The sequence below is a fragment of the Stenotrophomonas geniculata ATCC 19374 = JCM 13324 genome (genome assembly GCF_001431625.1).
Taxonomy (GTDB): domain Bacteria; phylum Pseudomonadota; class Gammaproteobacteria; order Xanthomonadales; family Xanthomonadaceae; genus Stenotrophomonas; species Stenotrophomonas geniculata.
In genome coordinates this window covers 1-12,449 of record NZ_LLXT01000115.1, presented here as the reverse complement: position 1 = coordinate 12,449, position 12,449 = coordinate 1, and the positions used below count along the sequence as shown (strand labels likewise).

Annotated in this window: 16 protein-coding genes; 6 read left to right on the top strand and 10 right to left on the bottom strand. The window is 67.9% G+C overall.

Annotated features, from left to right (window positions below):
* Positions 1–54: 54 nt before the first annotated feature.
* The 3 genes from lptC to ARC63_RS13560 form a co-directional block, all read right to left on the bottom strand.
* Positions 55–630, bottom strand: a complete 576-nt coding sequence (lptC, locus tag ARC63_RS13570; RefSeq protein ID WP_049410270.1) for an LPS export ABC transporter periplasmic protein LptC — start codon at positions 628–630, stop codon at positions 55–57.
* Complete coding sequence (locus tag ARC63_RS13565) at positions 627–1,175, bottom strand: KdsC family phosphatase (protein ID WP_010483642.1); 549 nt, start codon at positions 1,173–1,175, stop codon at positions 627–629. The genes lptC and ARC63_RS13565 overlap by 4 nt, the downstream gene beginning before the upstream one ends.
* A gap of 66 nt (positions 1,176–1,241) precedes the next feature.
* Positions 1,242–2,243, bottom strand: coding sequence for a KpsF/GutQ family sugar-phosphate isomerase (locus ARC63_RS13560; RefSeq protein WP_049480171.1), 1,002 nt, complete (start codon positions 2,241–2,243; stop codon positions 1,242–1,244).
* A 54-nt stretch (positions 2,244–2,297) separates the two neighbouring features.
* Between ARC63_RS13560 and ARC63_RS13555 the strand changes: the two genes are divergently transcribed.
* From ARC63_RS13555 to ARC63_RS13545, 3 genes are read left to right on the top strand one after another with little or no spacing between them, the layout of a single operon-like run.
* Positions 2,298–2,528: a BolA family protein gene (locus ARC63_RS13555; RefSeq protein ID WP_005408396.1), complete on the top strand. Its 231-nt coding sequence runs from the start codon at positions 2,298–2,300 to the stop codon at positions 2,526–2,528.
* A 21-nt stretch (positions 2,529–2,549) separates the two neighbouring features.
* Complete coding sequence (gene murA, locus ARC63_RS13550) at positions 2,550–3,821, top strand: UDP-N-acetylglucosamine 1-carboxyvinyltransferase (protein ID WP_010483637.1); 1,272 nt, start codon at positions 2,550–2,552, stop codon at positions 3,819–3,821.
* Complete coding sequence (locus tag ARC63_RS13545) at positions 3,818–4,144, top strand: hypothetical protein (RefSeq protein ID WP_057503569.1); 327 nt, start codon at positions 3,818–3,820, stop codon at positions 4,142–4,144. Before murA ends, ARC63_RS13545 begins: the two co-directional genes overlap by 4 nt.
* A 77-nt stretch (positions 4,145–4,221) precedes the next feature.
* Here ARC63_RS13545 and ARC63_RS13540 read toward each other — a convergent pair whose 3' ends face one another.
* From ARC63_RS13540 to purM, 7 genes are all read right to left on the bottom strand, one after another.
* Entirely contained in the window at positions 4,222–4,905 is a 684-nt protein-coding gene (locus ARC63_RS13540) for a DUF3108 domain-containing protein (RefSeq protein ID WP_010483632.1), read from the bottom strand.
* Positions 4,906–4,907: 2 nt separating this feature from the next.
* Positions 4,908–5,732, bottom strand: a complete 825-nt coding sequence (locus ARC63_RS13535; protein ID WP_057503568.1) for a DUF3108 domain-containing protein — start codon at positions 5,730–5,732, stop codon at positions 4,908–4,910.
* A 68-nt stretch (positions 5,733–5,800) separates the two neighbouring features.
* Positions 5,801–6,460 carry a phosphoribosylglycinamide formyltransferase gene (gene purN / locus ARC63_RS13530; RefSeq protein WP_057503567.1) on the bottom strand — a complete coding sequence of 220 codons (660 nt, stop codon included), beginning with the start codon at positions 6,458–6,460 and terminating at the stop codon, positions 5,801–5,803.
* Positions 6,457–7,119 (bottom strand): DUF2238 domain-containing protein, encoded by a 663-nt coding sequence (locus ARC63_RS13525; protein ID WP_010483625.1) that lies wholly within the window; start codon positions 7,117–7,119, stop codon positions 6,457–6,459. The genes purN and ARC63_RS13525 overlap by 4 nt, the downstream gene beginning before the upstream one ends.
* 41 nt (positions 7,120–7,160) lie before the next feature.
* Complete coding sequence (locus ARC63_RS13520) at positions 7,161–7,583, bottom strand: hypothetical protein (protein WP_057503566.1); 423 nt, start codon at positions 7,581–7,583, stop codon at positions 7,161–7,163.
* Positions 7,580–8,068 carry a hypothetical protein gene (locus tag ARC63_RS13515; RefSeq protein WP_019336866.1) on the bottom strand — a complete coding sequence of 163 codons (489 nt, stop codon included), beginning with the start codon at positions 8,066–8,068 and terminating at the stop codon, positions 7,580–7,582. Before ARC63_RS13515 ends, ARC63_RS13520 begins: the two co-directional genes overlap by 4 nt.
* Before the next feature lie 22 nt (positions 8,069–8,090).
* Positions 8,091–9,149, bottom strand: coding sequence for a phosphoribosylformylglycinamidine cyclo-ligase (gene purM, locus ARC63_RS13510; RefSeq protein WP_049434457.1), 1,059 nt, complete (start codon positions 9,147–9,149; stop codon positions 8,091–8,093).
* Between the two features lie 99 nt (positions 9,150–9,248).
* Here purM and ARC63_RS13505 point away from each other — a divergent pair, with 99 nt between their 5' ends.
* Genes ARC63_RS13505 through hda form a run of 3 tightly spaced genes read left to right on the top strand, consistent with a single transcriptional unit; the run spans position 9,249 to position 12,261 of the window.
* Complete coding sequence (locus ARC63_RS13505; RefSeq protein ID WP_057503565.1) at positions 9,249–10,388, top strand: DUF2066 domain-containing protein; 1,140 nt, start codon at positions 9,249–9,251, stop codon at positions 10,386–10,388.
* Positions 10,385–11,554, top strand: coding sequence for an AI-2E family transporter (locus tag ARC63_RS13500; protein WP_010483616.1), 1,170 nt, complete (start codon positions 10,385–10,387; stop codon positions 11,552–11,554). The genes ARC63_RS13505 and ARC63_RS13500 overlap by 4 nt, the downstream gene beginning before the upstream one ends.
* Positions 11,554–12,261 (top strand): DnaA regulatory inactivator Hda, encoded by a 708-nt coding sequence (hda, locus tag ARC63_RS13495; RefSeq protein WP_010483615.1) that lies wholly within the window; start codon positions 11,554–11,556, stop codon positions 12,259–12,261. The genes ARC63_RS13500 and hda overlap by 1 nt, the downstream gene beginning before the upstream one ends.
* Positions 12,262–12,449: the final 188 nt, after the last annotated feature.

Genomic DNA, 12,449 nt, shown 5'->3' with positions numbered 1-12,449 from the left:
TGATTCCGCCGCCAGCCTGCGCCTGTCCGGAGACGTCGCAGGCTGGCGGCGGAATCAGTGCTTGGGCGTGTAGCGGCCCTTGGACTGGCTGAGGAAATGATACGTGTTGTTCTTCGAATCCACTTCGAAGCCGACGCCGGACTGTTCCATGCCCGGGCGGGTCATGGTCACCAGGGCGTCGGTGCGGGCGCGGTTTTCCTTCGGGAACACGTCCAGATGATCGGTGCGGAAGGTGGTCGGCACCGTGCCCGGGCCGGCCGGGCTGTCGCCGGCGACATTGCCGCGCAGCTTCATCTCGTCGCCCTTGGCACTGAGCCAGCCGGTCTCGGCACGCAGGGTCCAGTGCTTGCCATCCTTGTCCGGCATCTCGAACAGCGGCGTGGCGATGTTGATGGTCTGGTCACCGCGCTGGCGCTCCAGCAGCGGCGCACGCAGGGTGGTCGATTCCTTGCCGTGCTCATCCAGGGCGACGATCTGGAAGTCATGCAGGATGTAATCCACGCCGACTTCCTGGCCACCCTTGGCTGGCCCCTTGTCGCGGTTGCGCAGCGCCGCCCAACTGCTCAGCAGGGCGGCCAGCAGCAGGCCGATGCCGAGCACGGTGCGCCAGTTCAGGGTGGGCAGGTTCATGCGCCGAACCTCGCCAGCACGGCGTCCACGTGGCCCTGGGCGGCCAGCAGGATGTCGCACAGCTCACGTGCGGCGCCCAGCCCGCCCTCGGCACGGGTCTGCCAGTGCACGCGCTCGGCGATCCACGGATGGGCGTTGGCCGGGGCCACCGCCAGGCCGACCGCACCCAGTGGCGCCAGGTCGGGCAGGTCATCGCCCATGAACGCCACCTGTTCCAGGCCGATGCCGTGCTGCGCGCACAGCGCCTGCACGCTTGCCAGCTTGTCGCCCACGGCGATCTGGGTGTCGATGCCGAGGTCGGCGCCGCGCTTGAGCGCGGACTGGCTGTTGCGCGCGGTGATCAGCACGGGGTGGATACCGTGCTGCTGCAGCAGTTTCAGGCCCAGGCCATCCTGCACGAAGTACGCCTTGCTCTCGTTGCCGTCCTTGTCGTAGTACAGCCGACCGTCGGTGAGGGTGCCGTCCACGTCGAAGCAGGCCAGGCGGATACGGGCCGCGGCGGCATGCAGGTGGGCGGGGAAGGCGGGCAGGGGGGACCAGGGCATCAGGGCGGCAGGCTCGTTGGGGGCAGGTGCGGCGTTACAGACTGAATGGGGTTGATGGACTGTCGGTTAAACCACCCGGGCCCGCAACAGGTCATGAATGTTCAGGGCGCCGACCGCGCGGCCCTGGCCATCGACCACGATCAGGCCATTGATTTTCTGGGTTTCCATCTGCCGGGCCGCCTCGACCGCGAGCTGGTCAGCACCGATGGTGCGCGGGTTGCGGGTCATCACATCGGCGATCTTTGCGGTGCGCACGTCCAGCGCGCTGTCCAGCGCACGGCGCAGGTCACCGTCGGTGAACAGGCCGATCAGCACGCCGTCGGCATCGACCACGGCGGTCATGCCCAACCGTTTGCGGCTCATTTCCATCAGCGCTTCGCTGAGGCTGGCGTCGGCGCCCACGCTGGGCAGGTCCTCGCCGGTGTGCATCACGTCGGTGATGTGCAGCAACAGGCGGCGGCCGAGGCTGCCGGCCGGGTGCGAGCGGGCGAAGTCATCGGCGGTGAAGCCGCGTGCGTCGAGCAGGGCCACAGCCAGCGCATCGCCCATCGCCAGCGAGGCGGTGGTACTGGAGGTCGGCGCCAGCGCCAGCGGGCAGGCCTCGGCCGGCACACTCACATCCAGATGGATGTCGGCGGCGGTGGCCAGGCTGGACTGCGGGCGGCCGGTCATGGAAATCAGCACGTTGCCCTGGCGCTTGAGTACCGGCAGCAGCATCAGCACCTCGTCGGACTCGCCCGAATAGGACAGGGCCAGCACCACGTCGTCTTCGGTGATCATGCCCAGGTCGCCATGGCCGGCTTCGCCCGGGTGCACGTAGAACGCGGGCGTACCCGTGGAGGCCAGGGTGGCGGCGATCTTGCGGGCGATATGCCCGGATTTGCCCATGCCGGTGGCGACCACCCGCCCGCGGCTGGCCAGGATCGCCTGGCAGGCCTGCTGGAAGGCCTCGCCAAGGCGGTCGGCCACGGCATCCAGCGCCTGCCGCTCGATCTCGAAGACGCGGCGGCCGCTGGCGACCAGGCCGGCAGGGTCGACGGAACGGGGGGGCAACAGGGATTCGGCCATGCGGACGCCACGCAGCGGAAGTAGAATGGACGCACATTTTATTAGGAAAGCCCGTTGGACGCCGACACCATCCGCAATCTGATCGAAACCGGCCTGCCTGGCGCCCGCGCCGACGTGCAGGGCGACGATGGCGTGCATTTCGAAGCGACCGTGGTCTGCGAGGCCTTCGCCGGCAAGATGCCGCTGGCCCGCCACCGCATGGTGTATGCCACGCTGGGCGACCTGATGGGCGGCGCGATCCACGCGCTGGCGCTGAAAACCGTGACCCCGGCCGAAGCCGGCTGAACCGCAGAAGATCCCGAATACATGGCCAAGATCGTTGTGACCGGCGGCGCTGCGCTGCACGGTGAAGTGAGCATCTCCGGCGCCAAGAACGCCGTCCTCCCCATTCTCTGCGCGACCCTGCTGGCCGATGCGCCGGTGGAGATCACCAACGTGCCGCACCTGCACGACGTGGTCACCACGGTGAAGCTGCTGGGCGAGCTGGGCGCCAAGGTCACCATCGACCAGGGCACGCTGTCGCGCGGCAGCGCGATCGTGGTCGACCCGCGCTCGGTCAACCAGCACGTGGCACCCTACGAGCTGGTCAAGACCATGCGCGCTTCGATCCTGGTGCTGGGCCCGCTGCTGGCCCGCTTCGGCGCGGCCGAAGTGTCGCTGCCCGGCGGCTGCGCGATCGGTTCGCGTCCGGTCGACCAGCACATCAAGGGCCTGCAGGCGCTGGGTGCCGAGATCGTGGTCGAGAACGGCTTCATCAAGGCCACCGCCAAGCGCCTCAAGGGCGGCCATTTCACCTTCGACATGGTCAGCGTCACCGGCACCGAGAACGTGCTGATGGGTGCGGTGCTGGCTGAAGGCACCACCATCCTCGACAACTGCGCGATGGAACCGGAAGTGACCGATCTGGCGCACTGCCTGATCGCGCTGGGCGCGAAGATCGAAGGCCTGGGCACCGCCCGCCTGGTGATCGAAGGCGTCGAGCGCCTGTCCGGTGGCCGCCATGAAGTGCTGCCCGACCGCATCGAGACCGGCACCTTCCTGGTCGCCGCAGCGATGACCGGTGGCAAGGTCACGGTCAACCGTGCGCGCCCGAACACCATGGACGCGGTGCTGTCCAAGCTGGTCGAGGCCGGTGCGAAGATCGAGACCACCGACGACACCATCACCCTGGACATGCAGGGCAAGCGGCCGAAGGCGGTGAACCTGACCACTGCGCCGTACCCGGCGTTCCCGACCGACATGCAGGCGCAGTTCATGGCGCTCAACTGCGTGGCCGACGGCGTGGGCGTGATCAACGAAACGATCTTCGAGAACCGTTTCATGCACGTCAACGAACTGCTGCGCCTGGGCGCGGACATCCAGGTCGAAGGCCACACCGCCATCGTGCGTGGCAGCGAGCACCTGAGCGGTGCACCGGTGATGGCCACCGACCTGCGTGCGTCGGCGTCGCTGATCCTGGCCGGCCTGATGGCCAGCGGCGACACCACCATCGACCGCATCTACCACCTTGACCGTGGCTACGAGAACATCGAAGAGAAGCTGTCTTCGCTCGGTGCCACCATCCGGCGCGTGCCATGATCCGGCGCGGGAAATTCAGCCCGCGTCGCAAGGCGCTGCTTGCGCTGGTGCTGATCGTGCTGGCGTGGCTGGGCTATGCCTGGTACGCCAACATCGCCATCACCCGGGGCATCGAGCAGAAGGACATGGACTGGAACGGCGACGGTACGGTCACGCGTGACGAGATCATCGAGTCGTTCTATGCGGTTGCGGTGAACGACAGCCAGGACGGCAACCGCCATTGCCGCACTTTCGTCTGGCGCAGCACCGGTGAGCAGATCCGCGTGGACTGCCGCACCGAGTTCAAGGCGGCCGAAGACAAACCGGCCGAAGCGAAGAAATAAGAAAACGCCCGCAAAAGCGGGCGTTTCTTTTTGGGATACACCCATCCGCGCCATGCGTGGATGACGTGGATCTCCGGTCAGTTCATCGCCTTGATGGTCAGGTCCAGCGCATCGCGGCCGCTCTCACGCTGCAGCATGCGCGCCGGCACCGGAAACTCCGGCACGATCCACGCGATCAGTTCCTTGTTGCCGTCGGCACGCGAGACCTTGGTGGCCTCGTAGCTCTTGCCGCCCACGGTGATCGACTCCTTGCCGATCACGCGGTACGTCATGTTCTTGATGCGGCCTTCGTCGACCATGCGATAGGTCAGCGGCTTGCCGGCGGCCAGGTCACGGGCGATCGCCAGGTTGATCAGCAGTGCGTCCATGTCGCCCGCCTTCAGCGCGATGGGGCCCGCACGGTCCGGCTTGATGTCGCCGGTCCAGGTGGCCTGGTTGCTGGTCCAGTTGTAGTTGGCCTGCACGTTGCGCTTCTTCACCAGCAGCGCCGAACGGTCCTGGCTGCTGAGCGGGCGCAGCTGGCCACGGACTTCCTCGAACACCGTGCTCTGGCTGAGGTCGGCCAGCTGGTTCTTCACCTGCAGGCTGTAGCGCCACTTGTTGCTGCCTTCGCTGGCCAGGGTCATGGTGCCGTTGGCCTGCATGCCCATGTAGCTGGCCAGGTAATCCGCCTTGAACGGTTCCAGGGCCATGGCCGGCAGGCTGGCCACGGTCAGGGCAGCGGCTGCGATCCAGGTGAGGGGGCGGGTCAGGGTGTTCATGCTCAGACTCCTTGGTATTCGATCAGGCGCAGATCGACGCGATCTTCGCCGTCTTCGCGTTGCAGGATGCGCACCGGGGTGGGGACACCGTTGGCGATCCAGAGAATGGTTTCGTTTCTGCCGCCGTTGGTCCGGTAGACCCGCAGCGCGTTGTAGGACAGGTCGCCGACCTCGACGTTCTCGGTCTGCGGCGCGGCCTGGTAGTCGTGTTCGCGGACCTTGCCCATGTCCACGTAGCGGTAGTGCATGGCGGCGCCCGGGCGGGCATCGCGCATGATCGCCAGATTGATCAGCAGCGCGCTCTGGTCGCCCGCCTGCAGCGGGATCGGCTGCGCGCGTTCCTTCTTGACGTCACCGGTCCATTGCGCGGTGCCGGCCTGCCAGTTGTAGGTACCGACCGCCTTCTTGCCCAGGAACAGGCCCTTGCGCACCGTGCTCTGGCTGAGCGGCGCATACACGCCGCTGCGCTCCTCGAACACTGTGCTCTGTTCGATGTTCAGGCCCAGCACGCTGGCAAAGCCGCGGCGGCCGACCACCTGCATGTCCACCCGCCACTGGCTGCCGCCGGTGTGGGTGACCTGCATGCTGGCATCGCCCGCTTCCTTGCCCTTGTAGAAGGCCTGGTAGGTGGCGCTGAACGGCTGCAGCGGCGGTGGCTCCCAGGCCAGTGCCGGTGGCATCGGTACGACCGGCGCCTCGGCAGGCGGCTGCGCTGCGGGCACCGGTGCCGGTGGGGTGGCAGGCGCCAGTGCCTGTCCCCAGCCCACGCCGGGGAACACGGCAAGCGACAGCAGCAATGAAGTGGACAGCAGGGTCGTGGTCTTCATGGAGGACAGGGACCGCAGGAGGGGGGCAGGATGCCAGCCCCGCAGTCAGCAGGGCGTGTGCAAGGGCGTTACCGGTTCAGGTTTCCGGCGGAATCTAGGGCCAAGGGGCTAAACAGGGGGTGACCGTCCAGCCAGGGCTGACCCTCCCGTTCAGCCAGGCGGCCCTCGCACAACAGCTGCAGGGTGGCGATCAGCAGCGGATGCTCCACCGCCAGCACGCGCTCGGCCAGGCTGTGCGCGTCATCACCTGGCTGCACTGGTACACGTACCTGCGCCAGCACGGCTCCGGCATCCAGCTCCGGCACCACCAGGTGCACGCTGGCGCCGTGCTCGGCATCGCCGGCCTGCAGCGCCCGGGCATGGGTGTCCAGGCCCTTGTGCAGCGGTAGCAGCGACGGATGGATATTGACCAGCCGGCCATCGAAGCGCTGCACGAAGGCCGGACCAAGGATGCGCATGTAGCCTGCACAGACGATCCAGTCCGGCTGTACTGCGGCAAGCGCATCGCCGAGCGCCTGCTCGTAGCTGGCGCGGTCACTGAAGGACTTCGGTGCGTGTGCCCAGCGCAGGGTCGGTGCGACGCGCTGCAGGGCCTCCGCGGCGGGGCGGTCGGAAAACACGCCGACCACCTCGGCCGGCAGGCGGCCGCTGCCGATCGCGTCGAGGATGGCCTGCAGGTTGCTGCCGCGGCCCGAGGCGAGCACGGCGATGCGGGTTGGGGCGGTCATTGCAGGGAACTCCGGCGGATCAGTGGCCACGTCAGCAGGCTGCCGACGGTCGCCATCAGCATGTCGGCATGCGCATCCCACATGTCACCCTGCTGGCCGTTGTAGGCCTCGGCGGCATCCGGCGACAGCGCCAGCGCGATGGCCCACTCGAACCATTCGTAGACCAGGCTGGCACACATCACCGTCATCACCGCCAGGGTGAAGGCCTGGCCCAGGCGCAGCGCGGGCCACGCATGGCGCGCCAGCTGCAGCAGCGCGGGAGTGAAGCAGACGCCGAACAGGAAGTGGATGAGGCGGTCGAAGTGATTGCGCTGCCAGCCGAAGGCCGCATTCGGCGACCAGCCGGTCAGCGCCTGCGCCCAAGCATCGTAGGGCACGTTGGAATACAGCCAGCGCGCCGCCACGCAGTGCAGCGCGATGAAGCCACAGATGGCGATGAAGGCGCCGTTGCCCAGCCAGCCGCCGCGACGGTCGACCCACAGCAGCGCGGCCAGCCCGATCACGGTCAGGGTGCTGTGCAGGGCCTGTTCGGTAGGCCACAGCGGGTGGACCCAGCTGATGGCGAACACCGCCAGTACGGTGGCAAAGGCCAGCTTCTTGGGGCCCGAGAAGCGGTGGGTGGTGGGCGAAGTGGACGTCGGGAGGGCAGGCGCGGACATGGGAAATCGATCAGGACAGGACGGGGCGTCTGCCGGCAGGTTCAGACACTGAGGTGGTCGCCGCGGTCGAACAGCGCGGCCATTTCAGGCTTGGACAGGAACACCCAGGCATAGGCGGCCAAGGCCATGCCCAGCGGGCCTGCCAGTACGCCCAGCCAGGCTGCGCGCTGGCACCAGGCCAGTCCGGTGCGATGTGACAGTTGGCGCGCGGTGTGCAGCTGCACGAACCCCAGCACGGCGGCCAGCCCGGCGATCGACGCATAGACCGTGGTCAGCATCCAGGTATCGTCCAGCCCGCGTGACTGGGCCACCCAGCCGCTGAGGCCGAGGAACGCCACTGTGGCGACCCAATGGAAGCCGGCCAACGCGTAGAACAGCACTTTCAGCGTCTGCAGATGGCTGGTCAGCTGCAGCTGCGCCAGGGTCTGATGCGGCAGCGGCGGCGGATTGCCAGAGGCAGTCATGCGGTCGTGGCGGGAAGGTCGAAGGCGGCCTTGACCTGCGGGCGCAGCAGGGTGATCAGGCTGAACACCCCCAGTGCGGTGCCGATCGGCGTGAACAGGCAGGCCAAGCCGGCCACGATCAGGCACAGCAGGTAGCGGCGGCGACGGGTCAGGCAGCGGCCGGCGTAGGCCACGAACGCGCCCAGGGTCACGCCACCGAACACGATGACGCAGCCGACGATGGTGAACATCCAGCCGAACAGGCGTTCCTCGGCCGGCGATGACGGCTGGCCGCCGGAATTCATCGGCAGGTTGCCGGTGAGCGCGGTGATGCCCAGCACGATGTGGATGATGAAGATCAGCGAGAACAGAGCGATCAAGGCGCCGACCACGTAGTGCGCGATGGCCAGCATGCGCAGGTGATCGGCATCCTGCGCGCTGAACACCGGTACCGTCGCCAGCGGCGGCGGCACGGGGGCGGGCGACAAGGGGGGCGTTGCGTCCATGCGGGCTCCTGGGTTGCCGGGATCAGCCGATGTGGACGCGCTCGGCGCCTTCGGCGGTGACCACCTGGCCGATGGTCCAGTGCTCCAGGCCCTGCGCCTTGACCGCGTCGGACACTGCAGCCACCTGGTCCGGCGCCACGATCAGCACGAAGCCGATGCCGCAGTTGAAGGTGCGCCACATTTCACTGTCGGCCACCGCGCCTTCCTTCTGCAGCCACTGGAACACCGGCGGCAGGGTCCACGACGAGGCCTGGATGTCCAGGCCCAGGCCTTCGGGCACCACACGGATGATGTTCTCGGTCAGGCCGCCACCGGTGATGTGGGCCATGCCATGGATGGCCTCGCCGTGCGACTTCAGCAGCGACAGGATCGGCTTGACGTACAGGCGGGTCGGCGCCATCAGCGCATCGACCAGCTTCACGCCGCCTTCCAGCTCCAGATCGGCCGGGCGACCGGCGCGGTCGTAGATGCGGCGCACCAGTGAGTAACCGTTGGAGTGCGGGCCGGACGAGGCGATGCCGATCAGCACGTCGCCGGCGGCCACGCTGGCGCCGTCCTTCAGCTCGCTCTTCTCGACCGCAGCGACCGTGAAGCCGGCCAGGTCGTACTCGCCCGGGGCATACATGTCGGGCATTTCAGCGGTTTCGCCGCCGATCAGCGCGCAGCCGGCCTCGGTGCAGCCGTTGGCGATGCCGCCCACGACCGCCGCGGCGGTGTCGATGTCCAGCTTGCCGGTAGCGAAGTAGTCCAGGAAGAACAGCGGTTCGGCACCCTGCACCAGCACGTCGTTCACGCACATGGCGACCAGGTCGATGCCGATCGTATCGTGGCGGTTCAGCTGGTGGGCCAGCTTCAGCTTGGTGCCCACGCCGTCGGTACCGGACACCAGCACCGGCTCGCGGTACTTGTTGGACAGGTCGAACAGGGCGCCGAAGCCACCCAGGCCACCCATCACTTCCGGGCGGAAGCTGCGCTTGACCAGGGGCTTGATCCGCTCGACCAGCGCGTTGCCGGCGTCGATGTCGACACCCGCGTCACGATAGGTGAGGGGGGAGGGGGCGGAAGACGGGGTGTTGGTCACGGGCGTCGGCGCTGGCAGGGGTTGAACGGGCGATTTTAACAGGCCGCATTGGCGCAAAGGCCGTATTCGGGCAACAATTCCCCCGGATACGTCGAGCCAATGGATGTCCTGATGCGCCGCAGCCTGATTCTGACCCTGCTCCTTGCGCTGAGCCTGCCGGTGGCCACGATGGCCCAGAGCGGCCTGCGCACCGAGGGTGATGTTGCCACCGCCACTGGCGCGTACGAGGCCGAAGTGCCCGTCAACAGCCAAGCCGAAGCCGACCGCAACGGCGCCCTGGCCCGCGCCTTGAGCGTTGTACTGGGCAAATTGTCCGGCGATCGCAGCGTGATGTCGCGCCCTGGCGTGGCGCAGGCGCTGCGCAATGCCAAGGATTACGTGGCCAGCTACGACTACAAGCAGGACCAGAGCGTGAGCGCCAGTGGCGCCCCCAGCTTCCGTGCCCTGCTGGTAGCCCGCTTCCGCGAGGACGATGTCGATTCGCTGGTGTCGGCGCTGGGCCTGCCGCTGTGGCCGCAGCCGCGCCCGAAGCCGGTGCTGTGGCTGGCCGTCGACGACGGCAGTGGTCCGCGCCTGGTCAGCGTGCAGCAGGCCAACGCCGCCCGGCCGTTGCTGAACCGCGCCATCGAGCGCGGCTACAAGCTGGGCCTGCCCAGCGGTGGTGCTGCCGAACAGGCACTGGCCGGTGCCATCTGGCGCCAGGACAGTGCCGCCGTGGCCCGCGCCTCTTCGCGCTACTCGCCGCCGATGCAGCTGATCGGCAAGCTGTACCGCGCCAACGGTGGCTGGCAGGCGGACTGGGTGTTCGTCGACAACGGCCGTGAGCTGAACAAGTGGACCAGCAAGGACGCCAACGCCATGCGTGCGATGGCCGCCGGTGCCGATGGTGCCGCCGATGCGCTGGTCAAGCGTTATGCCAAGGCCGGCGCCGCCGTCGGCCAGGCCGGCAGCTACCGGGTGGTGGTCACCGGCATCAACAGCGCCGACGACTACCTGCGCCTGGCTGCCGGCCTGCGCGAGGTACCGGTGGTGCGCAACGTCACCCCGCTGCACGCTTCGGCCGGCCAGCTGGAGCTGAGCCTGGAGATGACCACCGGCCTGGCCGGCTTCAACCGCATGCTGGGCGACAACGGCGTGCTGGTGCCGAGCGCACCGCTGCCGGCCCTGCCGACGCCGATCGATGACACCACCGGTACTCCGGTGGCCGCCCCGGTCAGCAACGAGTACCGCCTGCGATGACTCTGACCCCGGAAGCGGAAATCGCGCAGTTCCTGCGCCGCCTGAAGTACATCCTGTTCGCCGGCCTGGTCGGCTGGGTGGTGTGGCTGCTGGCGCCGATCCTGACTCCCTTCGTGCTGGCGCTGGCGCTGGCCTGGCTGGGCGATCCACTGGTGGACCGCATCGAGGCCACCGGCCGCTCGCGCATGACCGGCGTGGTGCTGGTGTTCGCCGCGATGGTGCTGGTGATCGTGGCGCTGCTGCTGGTGCTGGTGCCGATGATCGAGCGCCAGATCACCACCCTGATCGCGGTCGCGCCGCAGGCACAGGCGTGGTTGATGGAAAAGGGCATTCCCTGGTTCGAGCAGAAGACCGGCCTGGAAGTGATGCAGTGGCTGGATCCGGACCGCCTGATCGAATGGGTGCGCAGCCACTGGCAGCAGGCCGGCGGCTTCGCCACCACGTTCATGGGCTACGTCTCGCGCTCGGGCTTCGCGATGGTGACCTGGGTGGTCAACATCCTGCTGCTGCCGATCCTGGCGTTCTACTTCCTGCGTGACTGGGACAAGCTGGTCGAGCGGGTCGCGTCGGTGATTCCGCGCAACCAGATCGGCACCATCAGCGCGCTGGCGCGCGAATCCAACGAGGTGCTGGGCGCGTTCATCCGCGGCCAGTTCCTGGTGATGCTGGCGCTGGGCGTGATCTATGCCGGTGGCCTGTCGCTGGTTGGCCTGAAGCTGGGCCTGCTGATCGGCCTGATTGCCGGCCTCATCAGCTTCATCCCTTACCTGGGCGCGACCACCGGCATCCTGATGGCGATCATCGCCGCACTGGTGCAGGCGCAGGGCTTCGACCTGAAGCTGCTGATCCTGGTCGGCGTGGTGTTCACCGTGGGCCAGCTGCTGGAAAGCTACGTGCTGACCCCGCGCATCGTCGGCGACAAGATCGGCCTGCACCCGGTGGCGGTGATCTTCGCGGTGATGGCCGGCGGCCAGCTGTTCGGCTTCCTCGGCATGCTGCTGGCGCTGCCGGTGGCGGCGGTGACCAACGTGCTGCTGCGCTACGCGCACCAGCGCTACCGCCAGAGCGAGCTGTACGTGGGCGAGAAGCCGGCGATCGTGCTTGATGGCGTGGTCGATGCCCCCCATATCATCATTCCGAACGACAAGGGCCCCGACCTGAAGTGATGGGTGTGCCGCAACTGCCGCTGGCCCTGCATTACCCGCGGGACCAGCGCCTGGAGACCTTCATCGGCGCGCCGGATGGCGCGCTGGCGCAGCTGCGCGCGATCGCGGTGGGCGCCAGCCACGATTGGGTCTACCTGGAAGGGGCGGCGGGCACCGGCAAGACCCATCAGGCGCTGGCGATGTGTTCCAGCGCCGAGCAGGCCGGCCGCCTGCCGACCTACGTGCCGCTGGCCAGTGCGGCCGGCCGCGTGCGTGCGGCGCTGGATGGGCTGGAGGTGCGCGAGCTGGTGGCGCTGGACGGCCTGGACGAGGTCGCCGGCAACCGCGAAGACGAGATCGCGCTGTTCGATTTCCACAACCGCGCGCGCGCTGCGGGCGTGACCGTGTTGTACACGGCGCAGAAGGCGCCGGAAGAACTGGGGCTGGTACTGCCCGACCTGCGTTCGCGCCTGGGCCAGTGCGTGCGCGTGCTGCTGCAGCCGTTGGATGAGGAAGGTCGCGCGGCGGTGCTGCGTGAGCGTGCACTGCGGCGTGGGCTGGCGATCGACGAGGCGGCCATCGAGTGGCTGCTGTCGCACACCGGGCGCGAGCTGGGTGGATTGATCACGCTGCTGGACTGGCTGGACCGCGAGTCACTGGCGGCGAAGCGGCGGATCACCGTGCCGTTCCTGCGCCAGGTGCTGGAAGAAGGCCGGCCTCGTTACTGAGGGTGGGGTTTGTTTGCAGGGCTGCGCCCTGCACCCGCCGAAGCCGAAGCAACATCAACGTCAACGTCAAAAGCGGGCTATCCGTGGGATGGCGGGGCGCTGTGGGTTTGCGGGGACGCCGTGAACCCATCCATGGGGGCTTGGTCGCCGCTTGCTCGTGTGCGCAATCCTGCGCACACGGCAAGACC